Source organism: Dyella choica (assembly GCF_003977665.1).
In the GTDB taxonomy this organism is placed as follows: Bacteria; Pseudomonadota; Gammaproteobacteria; order Xanthomonadales; family Rhodanobacteraceae; genus Dyella_B; species Dyella_B choica.
Genome location: NZ_RYYV01000002.1, coordinates 406,106 through 423,422 on the forward strand (window position 1 = coordinate 406,106; position 17,317 = coordinate 423,422).

Here is a 17,317-nt window from a genome sequence, read left to right on the forward strand (position 1 = left end):
GCGACGCCCGCGCCGATCACGATTTCTGCATCTGCTGCTGGAAGGTGATCTCGATGAACTCGGCCGGGCGCACCATCGCCACCAGCACGGTGACGCGCAGGATGCCTTCGAGGATGTCGTCCGGGGTCATCGTTTCGCCCAGGCCGCAATGCACGCTGAAGGCGTCGTCCGGCACCGCTCCGGCGAGACCGCCGCGCTTCCAGATGCTGGTGAGGAAGTTCTGGATCATGCTCTTGATGGTGACCCAGGTGTTGGCCACGTTCGGTTCGAACACCAGCGCCTTGGCCGCCAGCTTGCAGGATTCCTCCAGCATGATCATGGTGCGGCGCACGTTGATGTAGCGCCAGTCCAGGCTGTTGCCATCGAGCGTTCTCGCGCCCCAGACCAGCACGCCTTCGCCGATGAAGGTGCGGATCGCGTTGATCGATTTACCCTGCGTGGTGACGTTGAGGTCTTCCTGGTCCACCGCGGAGATGGTCACGGCCGGCGACACCACGCCGGACAGGCTGACGTTGGCCGGAGCCTTCCAAACGCCGCGACTGTTGTCCACCATGGTGTAGATGCCGGCCATCGCGGGACTGGGCACCATCAGGTTGAGCTTGCCCTTGACCAGGTCCATCACCGTGTTGAACAGCGGGCTGATGGTGCTGAGCGTCTTGTTGAGCAGGGCCTTGTTGGCGAGGATCACATCGTCGGTGGGCGCCGGCTGCACCTTGGTCCAATCCTTGGCAATGTCAGCAATCGCCTGGATTTGTTCCTTGTCCTTGAGCGTAGCGCCATCCGGCGCGGTCTCAGGCAGGCCCAGCTCATTACGTAGCAGCAACTGCAGCACGTCGGCGGAGGCGATGTTTTCGTAGCTCAGTTCCTTGTCGCCCACCACGGTGGTATTGAGCCACGGATAATAGGCCGCCGCGAAATTCAGGAAATTGATGCCCAGGCTGTTGCGGAACAGGTCGACCGGATCGCCGCCCGGATCGTTGCGCGGCTTGTCGCCGCCCCAGACATCCAGGATCGCCACGCGATTCTTCATTTTTTCGCCGCAGTGCTGCAGCATGCTCTGCTGCAAGGTATTGCAGTCCGGCTGCTTGAGCAGCACCGCTTCGGGAATCAGCACCATCGTCGGCTCTTGCTCCTTGAGCAGTTCGTCGATGCCGCGGTTGAACTTGTCCGGATCCAGGTCCGACTCGTAGTCCCCGACCGAAACGATGTAGCAAGGTCCTCCCCCGTTCTGGAAGAAATGACGCATGGCGTTGTAAAGCGTGTAGCGACCGCCGTCCTTGCCTGCCGGCTGTTCCAGCACATATTCGGTAGGCTTTTTGTCCTTGCCCGCGGCCTTGAAATCCGCCAGTACCGACGGATCGGTCTTTTCCACGATGTTGAAGTGCGGATTGGGACCGAAGCCGAAGTACTGGTGGTACTCGGCCATCGAGCTGATGCGCCAGGGTTTGAAGGAAAGTGGCTTGCTGCGATTGTCGGCCATCTGAGTATGGCCGATGAATGCGGGTACGGCGGTCGCCACTTCCACCACCGAGTTGGGAAACGCATTCTTCTCGACGATATAGACACCCGGTGTCTTCATTGCACCCATCGCGGGGCTCCTGTCAGTGGATTAACTATGGACAAAAATTTCCGACACGCTGGTCGGTTCGCCGCGCACCGTTTCGCGCCACAAGCGCTGCGGCGTAGCGCCCGGCAATCTCGAAATCAGGACTCGTTCCGGCGCCTCGGTCACGTCGCGCAGCTGAAAGCGCTGTGGCGGCCGCTCACGCAAGGCAATCGGCGTAGTGGAATGCACGGCGAGCGCGGACTGTCCGTTCGGCAGGCGCTCCTCGGCAGGTGCAGTAAATGCCACCTCGCCGCGCTGGTCGACGATCGACAGCGCCCGGCCACGCCAGTCGCCGGTCAGCAGGTATTTCCAGATCGTGCTGCGGCTGTGCATGCACAGTCGATAGGTGCCACCCAGTGACGACGTCCAGGCTTCAAAATCGCCATTGGCGTCGAGCGGCAACGCGATGATGGCCCAGGGGGCGGAGGCGCCGGCAGGTACGGCCAACAATGGTGCAGGCAGCGCGCCGTCATCCTCTACGCCAGCTGGCGAGCTGACCATGCCAGTGTAGAAGGCACACACTGCATCGGTCGATCGCACGTCGAAGCGCAGCTGGCGCGGCTCGTCGCCGTCCATTCGCTCGCTCCAGATTCCCTGCCACTGCGATTCAGGCGCGCTGATCGCCAGGCTGCGCCCATCCGCGCGCAGCAACATGTCGAAGCGTCGCAGAAAAGCCGCGGTTTCAGCATGCGGCTGGAACACCAAATGGTGCGCACCGCCATCGGCAAAATAGTCGTGGCGGACGTCGACGCTAGCAAAGGGGCGATACCGCTGCATGGTCAGCCGCTCCGCTGCATCGTTGCGCGATCCACGGCGATCATCACGGCATGGCCTCGGTTTCAGTCTGGCTGATCACCGGGTCGCGGCTGTGGACGATGTTGCTGTCGAGCGTGATCAGACGCACGCGGAACAGCGCAGACGGCAGGTAACGCCCGCCATGGATGCTCCAGAGACTGTGCATCTCCTGGCTGCTCAGGTTCTCCATGTTCAAGGCCAGGCGTTCCAGGCGCGAGTCCATGCCCGGCGTGTTCTGGTGATCGAACACTACGTTGCCCTGGAAGAAAGCGATCGCCCCGGCAAGAAACTTTAACGCCTCCGGGTAATGACTGCCGCTGAAATTGGCCGCGCACATCACCAGCAGGTTCAGGTAAACCGGCGCTGCGTTCTGGACGTGGCTGTTCGAGGACGCCTGCAGCGCCTTCGCGGAGCGGTGCGCCAGGGTGTCGCGCTCGACCCCGCTGAGAAACAGCACCAGCTTGCCCGTCGCGAGCACCACCGGCGCGCCACCGAGCTCCAGCAGGTTGGACACGACCACGACATCCTCCGCCACATGGAAATTTCTCCGAAAGTGGTCGTTGAGGTGTGCCGCAAGATGCTCAAGTGCCCGATCGATCACTACCCGCCCCTGTCCGTCTCCATGCCCCTGCGCCGCCGTCCCGCTCGCGCCCTGGAAGGCCCAGCAGGCTCAAAGCAGATCCGGAACATTCCGAAGAGGTTCGGTTAGGTTACGCCGCCCCGCCCCCACCCCCTATCAGCAATTTGCTGATATTGACCTCCGCTTTGCTGAGCCGCACAGGCGCAGGCCAAGGCGGCGACAAGGCCGCCGGGATTCATGGCTGTCCAGGGGAAATCCGCGCAAGTGGGTAGGCTGGGATGCCAATCCCAGCATCGCGCGGTTTGCATGCATGGCAATGCTGGGTTTCGCAACCCAGCCTACGCGCAACCGGTTGCCGGTGCGCGACATGCCGCACTCAATCGAGCGCGGCCATGCCCTCTTTGACGGCGTAGCGGGTCAACTCGGCAACGCTACGGATATTGAGCTTGCGAAAGACATGTGACCGGTGTGTTGCAACCGTCTTGGCGCTGATGTGCAGCCGATTGGCTACCTGTTGGGTGGAACAGCCTTCGGCCAGCAGCCGGGTGATTTCCCGCTCGCGCCAGGTCAGCGGCGGAGGCGCCCAGGCCGGATCGCTTCTGCTGGACTCGCGGTACGCGCTCATGATGGGCGCAACCAATTCGGCGCTGAAAAAAATCTGTCCGTTGTACGTATGGCGGATCGCACGCACCAGTTCGTCGTAACAGTTTTCCTTCAGTACATAGCCCGACGCACCCGCTTCCATCGCCATCAACACCTGTCGCGGCTGGGCGCTGGCCGAAAGGCACAGCACTTTGCAAGGCAGCAATTCACTGCGCACGCGCCGGGCCATCTCGATGCCATTCATCAACGGCATGGAGACGTCGGCAATGACCACGTCGGGTGAATATGCCCGGGCAAGGCGCAGCAAGTCCACGCCATGACCGGCATGCCCAAGCAGCTCAATGTCGGGCTCACGCTGCAGCAGCGCCGCCAGCCCCTCGCGCAGCATGAGGTGATCGTCGCCAAGCACCACCCGCACCTTCATCGCGCCGCTTCCCGGCCGGACAGCCGCACGACGCGCCTGCCCGGCCAGCCCTGTTCCGCGAAATGGCCCGGCCAACGCATACACACGTGCACCCCAGCACCCGGGCTGGTGTTCAAAAGGAAGGTCGCATCGACCCGGGCCAGGCGTTCGGGCATCGCGCCAAGGCCAAGGCTGCCGCTGACGCTGTGCCGCTGATAGACCGCCACCGGATCGAAGCCAGGACCGTTATCGCTCACCGTCAGCTCGAAGCCGTTGGCCAGCGCGGTCAAGGCAAGCTCCACGTTCGCACCTGGCGCATGCTTGCAGGTGTTGAGCAACAGTTCCTGCACCGCTTGCAACACCACCATGGCAACCGGCGGCGGCGGCTCGCTGACCGGATCATCGCAATCGATGCCCAGCGCCAGGCCGGTAAAGGAAGAAAGCCGGTGCCCCAGGTGGATCAGCGAGGTACTGAACGACATGGTCTTTTCCACCGCAACGGCGCTACCCCACTCGTCCAGCAGCTGCCGCGTGCCGCGCAACGCCTCGCTCGCCAACGCACGAATGCTGTCGAGCAGACCGGCGTCTGCGCCACCCTGGGCATGCCTGGCCTGATCCAGTTCCAGCAGCGCCAAGGCCATCAATTGCGCAGGACCATCATGCAGCCGCTGCATCAGTCGCGTGGCGATTTGCGCAGTCATCCCTGACGGTGATGCCCGGCGCAAGGGCACAGCTCCCTCGCCGTCGACCATCTTTTGCGTTAGTGACATTCCCCATACCCCCTGTGCCACTGCTGATCTCAACCAGATCGGCGTCTAACCGGGCGCGCTACGCCAGCGCACGCTTTCGCGAGACGAAACGCCACACTGGCACGCCAAGGTATGCAAAACAGGCATGCAAGCATGGGCGTGCCAACCGGCAACGCTTTACATCAGCACAATGACGGCAACCGGCATGCGCACACCGCATTCCATTCGGGCGAACGAGCCGTCGATAACAAAGAAGTGTTGGCCTGCATCCATCGTCCTGGCGTCGAGCGTCGAGCGTTCGGCAATTCCCCCCGGAGATACCGGCGCCCATGTTCGCATTGATGCTCGTCGTGCAGCAACAAAACTTGTGGCACAAATGCGCTACAAGCTTGATGCATCGCAAGTCCATACGGAAAGGAAGGCTTCTTCACAAAGTCATCACGCGAATCCACCTTTGTCCCGCACACCACAGCCGAGGCTACGTTTGATGACGGCGGCCGTTCTTCCGCCATGGTTGCGATGACGGAAGAAGCTCTCTCGCTCGCGGCACAAGAAGTTCGACGTGCGCGCCATTCCCGACGTTTCGCTCTGTCCAGGTAGGGATTGCTGTCGGCATCGCGTCGTCTTGAATGACAGGTAATCCATGCACGGGTGGCACGTGGCTGCACGCATATTGCAAGCGTGCTTCGCCCATCCATGGCGCTGGCATTGCGTGATCGGATTTATCTGCCTGGGGAGACTTGCCAAAACGCGCCGGCGATGGCCAAGGCACCAACGGTGCCCCAGCGTCATCGCCCTGATGCTGGCGACGATGAATTCGGGTAGTCCCCAAGAAAACCAAACGCTAACCATCCAAGGAGAGATGTATGCCATCAAGAATGAGGTTTCGCGTCCGCCACCTGGCCCTCGCCGCTACCGTCTCCGGTCTTTTGACCGCGGCAACCGCATCGCCCACCGTTGCCGCAACTTCGACCAACAACGTCAATGCATGGGCAGCCAAAGCATCGCTGGCTCGTTGGCACGAAACGATCAAGCATCTGCCGCCACCTGCCGAAGGCTGTTTCCATGCCGCCTACCCCAGCGTCATCTGGAGGAAAATCGGCTGCGGCGCAAAGCCCACTTATCGCTCCACCACGCGATGGAAGCGCGTATACACGGCCGACGGGATGAAGATGATTCCCGACACGGCCGGTGGCGGCAACGACTACGCCGCCCAGACCGCCAACACCACCATCTCGGCCGTAGGGAGTTTCCCCCAGGTACAGGGAGTGACGTCCGAGAGCGGAGTCAACGTACCTTTCGGCGGCAGTGAAAGCAACGGCATCATCGGTCTCAACCAATACACGTTGCAATTGAATACCGACATCAACGCATCCTCGGCGGCTTGCGCCAATTTCGGCTATCAAAGCTGCCAGGTGTGGGTGCAATTCATCTATTCCACCAACAACAACGGCAACATCACGCCGGCACAGCCCCAGGTATTCATTCAGAACTGGGTGTTTCCGTCGCAAAACGACTATGCGGCCAGCGGCTGCCCCAATGGCTGGATCGACGCAAGCAATGCCAATGCGGGACAGTATCAATGCTTCGTCAATAGCCAAGGCACCAACGTGCCCGCGGTCGACGCCACCCAGCTTGGCAGCCTGAAACTGTCCGGCACCTCGTCGGCCAACGGAAACGATACGGCCACCTTCACCTACGGTACGGACGCCTATTCCGCGAGCGAACCGGACAGCACCAATGATCTTTCTGCCTGGTGGAGCCAGTCGGAGTTCAACGTCGTCGGCAATGCTGGCGGATCGGAAGCGCAGTTCAACAGTGGATCATCCATCACGGTCAATGTTGCCGTGGAAGATGGCACCACCAACGCACCAAGCTGCCTCTCCAGCGCTGGCACCACGGGAGAAACCAACAACTTGAGTCTCGGCTCGTGCGCAGCGTCACAGGGCTCATCCGACGGTACCGCGCCGTCCATTCAGTTCACGGAATCGAACTGATTGACGAGGATCAATGCAAGGATGACGGGTCGCAAAGTCGGGCAAGAGCCCGGCTTTGCGGCCAGGTAGGCTGGGACGGCAATCCCAACACCAGGATGCCGGGTGGAAGCTGGGATTATCATCCCAGCCTACGCGGAGCCAGACGCGCATAGATACGTGGAATCGATCAAGGCCTGGCAGTAGCACGGCAGAAATCGCCAAAACTGCGCATCAATGCCAGATGATGCAACCCATCGAGCCGGTCGTTGTGTGCAGCCTCGTCGACAGCCTGGGCTATGGCAGCTTTACAGTAAGGGGAGTCCGGCACCTCTTTACTCGACGCAAGAGCTTGCAAAAGCCGCTTTTGGAGATCGTCAAGCTGTTTTCTGAGTCGTGCAAGGTCCGGCGGAGGAAGATCAGGTGCGCGGCCTTGCAATTGCCAGACAGAAAGCAACGCATACTGCACCAGCTTGTTCGATTCGATTTGTGCCGCAAAGAAGCGCTCTGCATCGTCCGGATTCAAACCATAGGTGGGCGCCTGCCTGCGCACCTCGTCAATAACTTCCTTTTCGCGCTGCGCATCCTCAACGGCTTTGCCGCTATACCATTTGCTCAGTGCCACCTGATCCCCTATGGCATTGCGCTCAACGACAAGTGCAGGCAGCTCCATCATGTTGGGAGAGACCCATGTCGTGGATGTCGTCGTCGCGCCGACCGTGAGGGGCAGAGTAGCCATCATGGCTGCTTCAACCAGCAGTGCGACGGCGCGTATCTTCATGTCCATGCTTCAAAACCCTTCTTGCCTACCCGTCATTCGAACAAATGGAGATTGATGGCACTGGCCGCTCTATTGCGGAGCATGGGCTTGCAATAGGCATTGTAATCAGGCTCCGTATTCGCGCGTGTCAGCGAAGTATTCGGCCGGCTCATGCAGGCGCAGGCCCCCAAAAAGGTCGCCGCTATCGTTACCGATGTGCCGGCCTGCGGCGGGCGAGGCGTAACAGCGACAGGAAACGCAATCCTCGCATCCAGCGGATCCGGATTGGCGTGAGTCTGCGGAACGCCATCATAGCTATTATTCTGCTGACGGCTGCCCGGCACTTCCTCGTAGCTTCGGCTCGAAGCATTCCACCTATATCTGGTCGCTTCCCGGATCAGAGAGCGATTTATTCCACCCAACGCGACGTACTCACCTTCCGTCGTCATGGCCGGCCCCGTAGCTAACATGGATAAACCAGCACGGCCACTTATCCATCGGTCCGGATTGACCAAGGCGGCACGGTGCGTAGCGAGGGCATCATGGAAATCAAGGGTTGCCCTAATCGTATAGATCCAGACATCCTGACGAGTCTCGGAGAACGAACGCGCCGCAAATTGGCGTGCTCGCTCGAATTGGTCCGCAACGCTTACATAGGCGGAGTCGGATGTTCCTGCAAGCAGCAGATCTCCCGTACCACATGATAGTCCCATTTCGTGATTAGCTAAATCACGATTGCCACCCCAGGATGGGAAACCCGTGGTGAATAGGCCGTTCGGTCCAAGCGGCGGCCTGGAGTCGGCTCGATAGACGAAATCGGGTGGTACGGCATACGCGAGCATCGAGATCAACATCAACAAAAACATCAATATGCTTCTGCCAATCATCGGCAACACCCTCCATCAAAGAAACCGTAGAACCTGCCGCCCAGGCCCACCGCTACCGGCTCGGCTACGATGACGGCTGACGCTTTACGTCCAGCTCGTCAAAATCATCGCAGCGAGTCCCATTGTTATCGATGACATCGACCTTGTAGGCCATGTTCATGGCGTACATGGCCAAATCGAATAAAGCTTTGCCGCGAGGCGTTCCAAGGTCTACCCGCCGACCTTTGTCGGTGCGCTGAAACTCAGCCCCGCTGTCGAAATAAGGCTTGTCACTCACCAGAATGGACCAACCCGCACTGTTCGTCTCTTCAAATTGACGAAGGGAACTCATGCCAACGATATACACACCCTGCTTGCAAGGGGTGCCTCGGGCACCGACGGGAGCGCCGGCCAGTATGAACATTCCCACCCAAAAGGCCATTACCGGAATGCCACGGTTGCGGAAACTCCGAATTAGTTCAGAGCTTCCGCGGACCAGAGAAGGCTCGTCGCAGATCGGGTACGCAAATGCTCGATCTGGCGCAGCCGAGTCTTGGCATGCACTGGACTTAAGCGCGTCCGAAAAATTCGTGACGGACTTTTTCAGACCATTCTTAAGAATTGGATTCTTCGAGTCTCTGAAAATCGTCACAAAACATGCTTCCGTAAATATCGTCGACATCGACCGGGTGCCCCATGTTCATGGCGTTCATGGCCATTGAAAAGGTAAATCTCCCCCAATCCTTATTGAGATCGAGCCTTCCACCTATATCGCTTGAATACCTATGCGCCGTACCATCAAAGTAAGGTTTGCTGCTGACCCAGACAGCCCACCCATTGGCGTTGTCAGCACGTGATGATTCGATCCCGACCAGATATCCCTCTGCGCAATTAGGGCCAGCGCCAGCCGAGACGCCAGTGCACGCCACGCTTAAAAACACTGCAAGACCAGCCTTCTTGATCATCGTCCAAACCCCATTCATGGAACACGAAAAATGTCTATTTCGTCGATGCTTTCGCAGTTCGTACTAAAATTATCCACCAGCCTGACCTGGTAGTTGTTGTTCATGGCGTTTATGGCAAGCGCATAGAGCGCCCGCCCACGCTCGTCCGTATTGCTCGCCCTGTCCTTGTTGATCTTTATCGACGAGCCAGCCGCCCCGGTAAACGGCGAATCGCCCACAGCGATAATCCACCCCTTCGATAGATACCCGCCAACGATCATGCTGTTACTGACATATCTTATATACTTTTTGTCATAACAGACTCTTGAATTAGCCATAGGCGGCCATAGCAGGACCATAGAAATAAAACACAGCGCGCATTTCATGCAATGTCTACCATTGAATGCTATTCCACGGTAATGCTGTCAAACCCAAAGGCACCAGCCTCAGCCTGACATGCCGCACTATTGTTAAGCCTGAAAGTCACAAGGTCATTGTGCCGCCTCGCCTCCTTGAGAAGGTCCAGCATCGCTTCACCCTCGGCGGTACGCAAAGGCAGATTGGCGGCCATGCTTTTGACATTTCCGTCGTTATCGACAATCGAAACACCCCATCCATTCGCACCACTGCCATAGGCGCCGACTTGTATGGTCTTGACGGCTACTCTTTCGGCGCAAATGGCATCGGCCGCCACTACAGGCCTGGCACCAACCAGCGCAATGCCAACCATTGTAAAAATGGACGTCAAAGGATTCATGATATTTAGCCGCACGCTCCGTCAAAACTCATGCCCGATATCTGATTGCCCGGAAGACCCTTGGATGAGTGGATCTTGCCGCAGAATCCGGTGCTAACTTTTTGAACAATCGCCATGCATTCTAGAGACGATTTGTTTGTGAGGCATTTCATCCGCGGCGGTAATTGTTGCGTGGCATTGCCAAATTGGCCGCAAGGATCAAGCTTGCCATGACCTGCCATGCAACCTCATGGTGGCGTCCATCGCACTACACCGATCCCGTGCTTTTCCGACATCTTCAAGAGGCCGTGTGCGAAACGGCAGGCTCCGAAACGTTGGGCTGCACGCATCGCACGATGGTATCGGCAATCTGCTTCGCCGCGTTTTTGACGGCTTTTTCCTGATCACGCCCGGCAAGCACTACCTTCGCCGCAATCGCATAAGGATTGAGCATGATGATGGCCCCGGGCATATGCCCTCCGCTGCCCTCGGCTACGCTCTGCAGCGATTGTCCCGGTTTGGCGAGATCATCGATGGCCACCGCGACCTGCAAGCTGCTATGGCCGGCGCCAAAGCCGATCATGGCGCGCCGCGCGACATTGCCCTGGTCGACGGAAAGAAATACGCCATGGACATTCCAGCCGGTTTTCGGCAATTCGGCACCAGGCTGCGTGCGGCGCGCATCGATACCGGCTTTTTTGAGATCTTTGGTCAGCGTTTCCGCCATCAGTGCGCTTATTTCCTGCGCTTGCGCCTGCGGGTCCTTGTGCCGCCGCAGCAAACCGCCCTGAAGCGCTCCGCCGAGCAAACCACGAGAGGCATTACCGTCCTGTTCCGGCAATGCATCGAGTTCGAAGTTCGAAACATACACGACAGGCGCATCCGGCCTGGGCAGCGACGCACTGTCCGTTGCCACGGAGCACGTGCACGCAGCGAATGCGGACCACGCGGCCAGGATGGATAGATGGCGGAACCGGATCTTCATGGCTTGCTCCATGCGAAGATGGGACGAGCACCTGACCAGACGCCATCCATCCTGGATGGCTCCCAGATCATTTACTCGTGCAGATCATTTATTCGTGCTCATGACTTACTTGGTCCGAGGCTCGACTTAGCAGCATACACCGCACCGCTGGAGCTTTTACTTGAGTAGACACCTAAATGAGACAAAGCCACGGACCAGTCCGTCGTCCATGTGAATCCCTCGACACGATGACACTGGCATGCTGCGTGTTGACGCCAACTAGGAAGAGCGTGACAGCGAAGCAAATGAGATTGTCTAACACTTGGCAGTCGACGTAGCATCCCATTTGATGAAGCACGCTTACCCGTCCCTACTGCCTCGCTTGCGCCGCCACCGCGGTCTGTGGACAGTGGCCGTGATCGTGTTGCTTTTCAAGCTGGTCACCAGTTCCATTTGCCTTGCCGATGCGCCGACGTCTCCATCATTTCGGGAACCTGCATCAGTCGTACGAGCGTCGATGACCCAGGCGTCCGTGCCGGCGCACGAAGAATGCCTGCTCGGTGAAGCAGGCGAATGTCACTGCGCATGCGCGGACAATATGCCCATACCTGTCAGCATGGCCTGGCTACTGCCTTCCACTGACGTGTCGTTCACACCTGCTGCAATTTCTCCAGGGACGGCTCCGGACCGCACCTGGTCGCTGCTGCGGCCACCTATCTTCGCCTGAAGACACCGACTTGCCGTGACGCGGCCTGACGCCGCGCCACGCTTCGTTTCTGGTTTCAGGAGATGGTTTTCATGGCCTTCTTACGCCGGGCACCTACAGGTGCCGTCTGTTTGCTGTGTGTGTTATTGCCGGTTGTCACGTCCGCGCCCGCGTGCTTTGCATCGACGTCATCGGCGGCGAGCGGTATCGACACCGCTGCTGCATGGCGAGAACCCGTCCGTGCGCTATGGATGACCAGCCCGGATGTGCAGGCAGCTCGCGCCGACCTGGAGGCTGCGCGCGCACGCGCTCGTGCGGCAGACCAGCCACTTTACAACCCGGTGTTGGCCATCGATGCGGAAAACGCCGACGTGAACCGGCGTACGGCACAGCTGAGCCTCACGCTGGATGTGTCAGGCAAGCGTCGCGCACGCACCTCGCGTGACCTGGCGGAATTGCATGTTGCGCAAGCAGCTTACGATATGCAACGTCAATCAGTAGCCCAACGTTGGCTCAAAGCCTGTTCTGCCGTGTCATTGGCCACTCGCCAACGCGAGCTTGGCCAGCAGCGAGTTGCACTCATGCAACGCTTCGACGACCTGGCTGCCGAACGGCTGAGGTTGGGCGATATCAGCAGCCCTGAACGGGATTTGGCGGGGCTGGCGTTGGGGGAGGCGCAAGTGCATCAAGCTACCCTTGCCGGCAACGAGGCCGCGAACCGTGCCGCATTGCTTGCTCTCGCCGTCAACACCCAAGCAATTGCTTCGCCACCCTGGCTGCGCGGCCTTCCGCCCAGCGAAGCGGACGTGGTGGCTCACGCCGTGGAAGATCTACCCCAGACAGTGCAGGCGCAATCGCGCGCAGCAAGCGCCGAGGCAGCCATTCAGATCGCGCAGCGCAATCAGATTCCCGATCCCACCGTCAGCCTGACCGGCGGGCGCGTTCGTGCGGGCCCTGTTACCGACCACGTCATCGGCGTCAGCGTGAGCATCCCTTTGCCCGTGCTCAATAATGGGCGCGCCGAAGTGGATGCTGCCCGCGCGGATGCAGACGCTGCCATCGCCAGCCTGCAAGCCGAACGCCTGCGTGCGCGAGCCACGCTGCAAGAAGCGCAGGCACGCTACGAAGCGCTACGCCACGCGGCCGCATCGTTCCAGCGCAGCCGTGCCGCGGCATTCCAGCAGCGCACCGTTTTATTGGAAAAACTTTGGCGCGCGGGCGAAATCAGCACCTCCGATTACCTCGTGCAACTCAAGCAGAGCCTGGATACCGCACTCTCCGGTTTCGAGCTGGAAAACCAGACCTGGCAGGCCTGGTTCGATTACCTCACTGCCGCGGGCCGTCTGAACGACTGGATCGATGGCCGCGCTCAGGAGACCGCTCCATGAAGACATGGCTTTTTTCGCTTGGCGCCGGTTTATATCTCACGTCGGGCACGTTCGCCTTCGCCAGCGCGCAGTTGGCGCCCTCCACCCTGAAGCTCGACGCAGCAGCCGTCCAACAAGCCGGCATCGTCATGGCGAAAGCGCAGTTGCGGCCTTTTTCCGACGAGCTGAAGGCACCGGGCGAAGTAAAGATCGACGCCTATACCACTGTACTGGTATCGCCTCGCATCGACTCGCAAGTCGTGGCACGCAAGACCAGGCTTGGTGATCTCGTCAAAGCCGGCGAGCCGCTCGTCACTCTCTCCAGCGTAGACGTTGCCGAAACGGAAAGCGCCTTGATCATGGCCGAGCAGGATTGGCAACGCATCGCCGCACTCGGACCGCAAGCGGTTTCGGCGCGCCGCTATAACGAGGCCAAGGTGCAACGCGACCAGGCACGCGCCAAGCTGCTCGCCTATGGTTTGTCCGAGGGACAAATCCAGGCGGTGCTGCGCGGCGGGTCGGCCAGGGCGGACGGCAGCTATGCGTTGTTGTCGCCCGTCGCCGGCCGCATCACGTCGGATGATTTTATCGTCGGCGAACGTATCCAGCCCGGTCGCCCGCTCTTCACCATCGTCGATGAAGACACCGTCTGGGTGGACGCGCAATTGCCTCCGGCCGATGCCGGGCAGGTTTCAGCGGGCGACGCGGCGCGCATCCTCGCGCACGACACGGCCTTCCCCGGCACCGTATTGCAGCGCTCCCATCAGACCAACGAACGTACCCGTACCTCGTTGGTGCGCATCAAGGTCAACAATGCCAGGGATGCCCTGCATCCGGGTGAGCTCGTCGACGTGCGTATCGCCGTCGCCGTCGGCAATCAGGTGCTGGCCGTGCCCAGCGAGGCCATCGTGCTGCTGCAAAACCAGCCCACGGTGTTTGTCGACCAGGGACAGGGGCAGTTCGAACCCGCTCCGGTCGTCACCGGCGAGACGCGCCAGGGGTGGATCGAGATCAAGGATGGCCTGAAGGTCGGCACGCCGTATGTTCGCGATGGCGCCTTCACCCTCAAGGCACGCTTGTTGCGCTCGCTGCTGGGGGAAGAGTGATGCTGGAACGCCTGGTTGAACTCTCTCTTCGTTACAAGCTGCTGGTGCTGATCGCCTTTGCAGTAACGGGTTTCCTCGGGCTCAAGGCCTTGCGCCAGCTGCCCATCGACGCCTTTCCAGACGTAACGCCGGTCCAGGTCAATGTCTACACCGAAGCCCCGGGGCTGGCCGCAGAAGACGTGGAGCAATTGCTGAGCACACCGGTGGAGTCGGCCTTGGCAGGCTTGCCCAAAGTGCAGGAAATCCGCTCGGTAAGCCTGTTCGGCTTGTCGTACGTGTCGATCTACTTCGACGACGGCATGGATATCTATTTCGCGCGCCAGCTGGTCAACGAGCGCCTGCAGCAAGTGGGCGACCGCCTGCCGCAAGGCTACGGAAAACCCGAGATGGGACCGAATACCTCCGGCCTGGGCCAGGTGTTCTGGTATACCGTGGAGCGTACCGACAACACGCTCAAATCGGTCGAGGGCGAGGCACCCAGCGACAGGGATCTGCGCACCCTGCAAGACTGGACAGTACGCATGATCCTGCGCACGGCACCGGGGGTGGACGATGTAACGTCCTGGGGCGGCCAGGAAAAGCAATATCAGCTGCGTATCGATCCGATCAAGCTGATCGCCTACCAGCTCGGCTTCAAGGATGTGATCGAGGCCCTGCAGAAGAACAATGCCCAGGTGGGTGGCAGTTTCGTCGATATCGGACGCGAGCAATATCTGGTGCGCGGCCTGGGCCTGGTACGGAACGCTGCCGACATCGGCGCTATCGTGCTGAAGAGCGAAGGCGGTACACCGATCCATATCCGCGATGTCGCTGCGGTCACCGAGGCCGACGCCCCGCGCACGGGGGCCATTACTCGTGACGGCAAGGAAGTGGTGCTGGGCCAGGCCTTGGCCCGGATTGGCGAAAATGCGAAGAACGTGGTCGATGCGGTGAAGGCGAAGCTGGCGACGGTCAAGCAAGCGCTGCCTGTCGGCGCGGTGATCAAGCCGGTGTATGAGCGCACCGATCTGGTCAACGCCGCCGTGACGACCGCCGTGCGCGCGCTGGTGGAAGGATCCATCCTGGTGACGCTGATCCTGTTGCTGTTCCTGGGCGAATTGCGCAGTGCCATGGTGGTGGTAGCCGCCTTGCCGCTGGCGATGCTGATCGCCTTCCTCTGCATGGAGCAGGCCGGCCTTTCGGCCAACTTGATGTCACTGGCCGGCTTGGCGATCGGCATTGGCATGATGGTGGATGGCGCCGTGGTGATGGTGGAGAACGCATTTCGCATCATGGCCGAACGCAAGGCGCATGGCTTGCCGGAAGACCGCACCTCGGCCGTGCTGGCCGCGGCACGCGAAGTCGCCAATCCGATCGCCTTTGCTGTCCTGATCATCATCGTGGTGTTTCTGCCGCTGTTCAGCCTGCAAGGACTGGAAGGCAAGATGTTCAAGCCCATGGCCTTCAACATCAGCTTTGCCATGGCCGGCTCGCTGGTGTTGGCGCTGACCTTGGTGCCGGTACTGGCGGCACTGCTGCTCAAGCCGAAGGAAGAGACCGACACCCGCTTGATGGCTTTTCTCAAGCGCCGCTATGCCATCGCACTGACCTGGTCGCTGGCGCGGCGCAAGACGGTACTCGCGATTACCGCAGCCACAGGGTTGGCGAGCCTTGCGCTGTTCCCCTTTCTTGGCAAGGAATTCATGCCAACGCTTCAGGAAGGAGCGATCATGTGGCGCATCACCTCCATCCCTTCGGCCTCGCTGGAAGAGTCCGTCGACCTTTCCAAGCGCGTGGAAGCGCTGATCAAGCAGGACTTTCCTGAAGTGGATACCACGCTCGCCATGATCGGCCGCGCCGAGAAGGGCGAAACGGCGGACGTCAACTACATGGAGGTCTACACGCCGCTCAAACCGGACGATCAATGGCGCGCGGGACAAACCCTGGACACCATCCGCGTCTCGATGCAAAAGGCATTGAGCGAAGCGCTTCCCACTGCCGTCGTGAGCTACACCCAGCCCATCCAGATGCGGATCGAGGAACTGATCTCCGGCGTGCGCGCCACCCTCGCACTCAAGCTCTACGGCAACGACCTGAGTGAACTCGACCAGCTCAGCAGCCGCATCAACCAAGTGCTCGCCCAGGTGCCAGGCGTCACCGGGCTGTCGCTGGAAGCGAATATCGGCAAACCGCAGATCCGTATCCAGGTCGACCGCGATGCACTCGCCCGCTACGGGCTCAACGCTGACGACGTACTCACCGTCGTCAAAAACGGCATCGGTGGCGAACCAGTGTCGAGCCTGCTGGATGGCGTACGGCGTTTCGATATCGCCGTACGGCTGGATGAGGCGGACAAGGATTCCCTGCAGGCGATCAGGCGCATCCCGATTCGGACGCCCGATGGATCTGTGCTCCAGTTGTCGCAGATCGCCGAAATCACTCAGGCAGACGGTTATTCTTTCATCCGCCGCGAACAGCTACAGCGCTACGCCGTCATCCAGATGGACGTGCGCGGTCGCGACATCGACGGATTTGTCCGCGACGCCAACGCAGCCATCGCTCAAAAGGTGAAATTGCCGGCGGGCTACTACACCCAATGGGGTGGTGCTTTCGAAAACCAGCAACGCGCCTTGAAGCGGCTGTCGCTGATCATTCCCGCAACGATCCTGTTCATTTTTGTCCTGCTTTACACCGCTTTCCGTTCGGTTAGGCACGCCACGTTGATCCTCGCCAACGTGCCATTTGCCAGCATGGGCGGCATAGTCGGGCTGGCCATTACAGGCCAGTATCTTTCGGTTCCTTCAGCCATCGGCTTCATCGCGGTATTTGGCGTTGCGATGCTCAACGGCATCGTACTCATAAGCTTTCTGAACAAGCAGCGTGAACAAGGGCTTTCGGTTCGCGAGGCCGTCGTCCGTGGCACTGCCCTGCGTTTGCGCCCGGTCTTGATGACCGCGAGCGTTGCCATTCTTGGCTTGGTGCCGATGCTGCTGTCCACCGGCGTAGGGGCGGAAACCCAGCGCCCGCTCGCCACGGTGGTGGTTGGCGGCCTGATCACTTCGACGGTGCTCACGCTGATTTTGCTGCCGATGCTCTACGACTGGATGGAGCAGCACGACCTGAATCGGCGCATTACAGAACGCTCACCATGAGCAAGATCTGGGTCACCATACTTCGTAG

Annotated in this window: 16 protein-coding genes; 4 read left to right on the top strand and 12 right to left on the bottom strand. The window is 60.1% G+C overall.

What is annotated here, in order from left to right:
- Positions 1-16: 16 nt before the first annotated feature.
- From EKH80_RS04310 to EKH80_RS04330, 5 genes are all read right to left on the bottom strand, one after another.
- A complete protein-coding gene (locus EKH80_RS04310) occupies positions 17-1,588 on the bottom strand; it encodes a phage tail sheath family protein (protein WP_126683487.1) in 1,572 nt (523 codons plus the stop codon).
- A gap of 21 nt (positions 1,589-1,609) precedes the next feature.
- The gene (locus tag EKH80_RS04315; protein WP_126683488.1) at positions 1,610-2,383 is read right to left on the bottom strand and encodes a hypothetical protein; all 774 of its coding nucleotides are present in this window, start codon (positions 2,381-2,383) and stop codon (positions 1,610-1,612) included.
- A gap of 43 nt (positions 2,384-2,426) precedes the next feature.
- Positions 2,427-3,002 (bottom strand): Pvc16 family protein, encoded by a 576-nt coding sequence (locus EKH80_RS04320; protein ID WP_126683489.1) that lies wholly within the window; start codon positions 3,000-3,002, stop codon positions 2,427-2,429.
- Positions 3,003-3,357: 355 nt separating this feature from the next.
- Positions 3,358-4,008 (bottom strand): response regulator, encoded by a 651-nt coding sequence (locus tag EKH80_RS04325; protein ID WP_126683490.1) that lies wholly within the window; start codon positions 4,006-4,008, stop codon positions 3,358-3,360.
- On the bottom strand, positions 4,005-4,757 hold the full coding sequence (locus EKH80_RS04330) for a sensor histidine kinase (protein ID WP_126683491.1): 753 nt from the start codon (positions 4,755-4,757) through the stop codon (positions 4,005-4,007). Before EKH80_RS04330 ends, EKH80_RS04325 begins: the two co-directional genes overlap by 4 nt.
- An 845-nt stretch (positions 4,758-5,602) precedes the next feature.
- Here EKH80_RS04330 and EKH80_RS04335 point away from each other — a divergent pair.
- Positions 5,603-6,733, top strand: a complete 1,131-nt coding sequence (locus tag EKH80_RS04335) for a hypothetical protein (protein WP_230473411.1) — start codon at positions 5,603-5,605, stop codon at positions 6,731-6,733.
- A 166-nt stretch (positions 6,734-6,899) separates the two neighbouring features.
- Here EKH80_RS04335 and EKH80_RS04340 read toward each other — a convergent pair whose 3' ends face one another.
- From EKH80_RS04340 to EKH80_RS04370, 7 genes are all read right to left on the bottom strand, one after another.
- Positions 6,900-7,496, bottom strand: coding sequence for a chorismate mutase (locus EKH80_RS04340; protein WP_230473412.1), 597 nt, complete (start codon positions 7,494-7,496; stop codon positions 6,900-6,902).
- 26 nt (positions 7,497-7,522) lie between these two features.
- Positions 7,523-8,335, bottom strand: a complete 813-nt coding sequence (locus EKH80_RS04345) for a hypothetical protein (RefSeq protein ID WP_158628741.1) — start codon at positions 8,333-8,335, stop codon at positions 7,523-7,525.
- 85 nt (positions 8,336-8,420) lie between these two features.
- A complete protein-coding gene (locus EKH80_RS04350) occupies positions 8,421-8,687 on the bottom strand; it encodes a hypothetical protein (RefSeq protein ID WP_126683493.1) in 267 nt (88 codons plus the stop codon).
- A gap of 262 nt (positions 8,688-8,949) precedes the next feature.
- Entirely contained in the window at positions 8,950-9,300 is a 351-nt protein-coding gene (locus EKH80_RS04355; protein ID WP_126683494.1) for a hypothetical protein, read from the bottom strand.
- Positions 9,301-9,314: 14 nt separating this feature from the next.
- Positions 9,315-9,518, bottom strand: coding sequence for a hypothetical protein (locus EKH80_RS04360; protein WP_126683495.1), 204 nt, complete (start codon positions 9,516-9,518; stop codon positions 9,315-9,317).
- A gap of 167 nt (positions 9,519-9,685) precedes the next feature.
- Positions 9,686-10,036 (bottom strand): hypothetical protein, encoded by a 351-nt coding sequence (locus EKH80_RS04365; RefSeq protein WP_126683496.1) that lies wholly within the window; start codon positions 10,034-10,036, stop codon positions 9,686-9,688.
- 277 nt (positions 10,037-10,313) lie between these two features.
- Complete coding sequence (locus EKH80_RS04370) at positions 10,314-11,000, bottom strand: DUF4410 domain-containing protein (RefSeq protein ID WP_126683497.1); 687 nt, start codon at positions 10,998-11,000, stop codon at positions 10,314-10,316.
- A 777-nt stretch (positions 11,001-11,777) separates the two neighbouring features.
- Between EKH80_RS04370 and EKH80_RS04375 the strand changes: the two genes are divergently transcribed.
- The 3 genes from EKH80_RS04375 to EKH80_RS04385 are packed head-to-tail and all read left to right on the top strand — an operon-like array spanning position 11,778 to position 17,289.
- The gene (locus tag EKH80_RS04375) at positions 11,778-13,073 is read left to right on the top strand and encodes a TolC family protein (RefSeq protein WP_126683498.1); all 1,296 of its coding nucleotides are present in this window, start codon (positions 11,778-11,780) and stop codon (positions 13,071-13,073) included.
- The gene (locus tag EKH80_RS04380) at positions 13,070-14,158 is read left to right on the top strand and encodes an efflux RND transporter periplasmic adaptor subunit (protein WP_126683499.1); all 1,089 of its coding nucleotides are present in this window, start codon (positions 13,070-13,072) and stop codon (positions 14,156-14,158) included. The genes EKH80_RS04375 and EKH80_RS04380 overlap by 4 nt, the downstream gene beginning before the upstream one ends.
- Positions 14,158-17,289, top strand: coding sequence for an efflux RND transporter permease subunit (locus EKH80_RS04385; protein ID WP_126683500.1), 3,132 nt, complete (start codon positions 14,158-14,160; stop codon positions 17,287-17,289). The genes EKH80_RS04380 and EKH80_RS04385 overlap by 1 nt, the downstream gene beginning before the upstream one ends.
- Positions 17,290-17,317: the final 28 nt, after the last annotated feature.

Bases quoted from the DNA above. Each gene is read 5' to 3' on its own strand.
- EKH80_RS04310 (WP_126683487.1), bottom strand. From the start codon at position 1,588: ATGGGTGCAATGAAGACACCGGGTGTCTATATCGTCGAGAAGAATGCG.
- EKH80_RS04315 (WP_126683488.1), bottom strand. From the start codon at position 2,383: ATGCAGCGGTATCGCCCCTTTGCTAGCGTCGACGTCCGCCACGACTAT.
- EKH80_RS04325 (WP_126683490.1), bottom strand. From the start codon at position 4,008: ATGAAGGTGCGGGTGGTGCTTGGCGACGATCACCTCATGCTGCGCGAG.
- EKH80_RS04330 (WP_126683491.1), bottom strand. From the start codon at position 4,757: ATGTCACTAACGCAAAAGATGGTCGACGGCGAGGGAGCTGTGCCCTTG.
- EKH80_RS04335 (WP_230473411.1), top strand. From the start codon at position 5,603: ATGCCATCAAGAATGAGGTTTCGCGTCCGCCACCTGGCCCTCGCCGCT.
- EKH80_RS04340 (WP_230473412.1), bottom strand. From the start codon at position 7,496: ATGGACATGAAGATACGCGCCGTCGCACTGCTGGTTGAAGCAGCCATG.
- EKH80_RS04345 (WP_158628741.1), bottom strand. From the start codon at position 8,335: ATGTTTTTGTTGATGTTGATCTCGATGCTCGCGTATGCCGTACCACCC.
- EKH80_RS04350 (WP_126683493.1), bottom strand. From the start codon at position 8,687: ATGAGTTCCCTTCGTCAATTTGAAGAGACGAACAGTGCGGGTTGGTCC.
- EKH80_RS04355 (WP_126683494.1), bottom strand. From the start codon at position 9,300: ATGATCAAGAAGGCTGGTCTTGCAGTGTTTTTAAGCGTGGCGTGCACT.
- EKH80_RS04365 (WP_126683496.1), bottom strand. From the start codon at position 10,036: ATGAATCCTTTGACGTCCATTTTTACAATGGTTGGCATTGCGCTGGTT.
- EKH80_RS04370 (WP_126683497.1), bottom strand. From the start codon at position 11,000: ATGAAGATCCGGTTCCGCCATCTATCCATCCTGGCCGCGTGGTCCGCA.
- EKH80_RS04375 (WP_126683498.1), top strand. From the start codon at position 11,778: ATGGCCTTCTTACGCCGGGCACCTACAGGTGCCGTCTGTTTGCTGTGT.
- EKH80_RS04380 (WP_126683499.1), top strand. From the start codon at position 13,070: ATGAAGACATGGCTTTTTTCGCTTGGCGCCGGTTTATATCTCACGTCG.
- EKH80_RS04385 (WP_126683500.1), top strand. From the start codon at position 14,158: ATGCTGGAACGCCTGGTTGAACTCTCTCTTCGTTACAAGCTGCTGGTG.